Origin of the sequence: Paenibacillus sp. Dod16 (genome assembly GCF_049893405.1) — a bacterium.
In the GTDB taxonomy this organism is placed as follows: domain Bacteria; phylum Bacillota; class Bacilli; order Paenibacillales; family Paenibacillaceae; genus Paenibacillus_AQ.
In genome coordinates, this window is sequence record NZ_JBNDYG010000136.1 from 1 (window position 1) to 568 (window position 568).

Consider the following 568-nt stretch of genomic DNA (forward strand, 5'->3'; position numbering starts at 1 on the left):
TAGCTATTACACTAGCTGGGTTTCCCCATTCGGACATCCCCGGATCGAAGCTTGCTTACAGCTCCCCGAGGCAGTATCGTTGTTCGCCACGTCCTTCTTCGGCTCCTAGCGCCTAGGCATCCTCCGTGTGCTCTTAGTAGCTTAACCAACTGCTCCGGTTATTGTGCTCATCGCTCTGTTGTCCGTTTGTTTCCTGATCTACTAACCGAGTTAATAGGTGGAAACCAACTTCCAAAGGATCGATGATCCCAAAACCTTCGCGCTACTTTTTATTAAACTTGATCAATCACTTGACACAAGTTCAGCTAAAAGGATATTTCTAATTGCGCAAATTCGTTTCGTTATCTAGTTTTCAAGGATCAAATGAGAGTTGAACTCTCAAAACTGACCAACGAGTGAGTAACAGGCCTAAACCTGATTTTAAGGGTGACTTCATTGAAGTCATATTTGAATGTTTCCGTTGCAGGAAACGATTCTCCATAGAAAGGAGGTGATCCAGCCGCACCTTCCGATACGGCTACCTTGTTACGACTTCACCCCAATCATCTACCCCACCTTCGGCGGCTGG

At 46.1% G+C, this 568-nt stretch carries 2 rRNA genes; both read right to left on the reverse strand.

The features are described 5' to 3' along the window. Nucleotides 1-147: ribosomal RNA gene (locus tag ACPV3A_RS37755) — 23S ribosomal RNA — on the reverse strand; the annotation flags it as partial. A gap of 336 nt (nucleotides 148-483) precedes the next feature. After that, a 16S ribosomal RNA gene (locus tag ACPV3A_RS37760) occupies nucleotides 484-568 on the reverse strand; the annotation flags it as partial.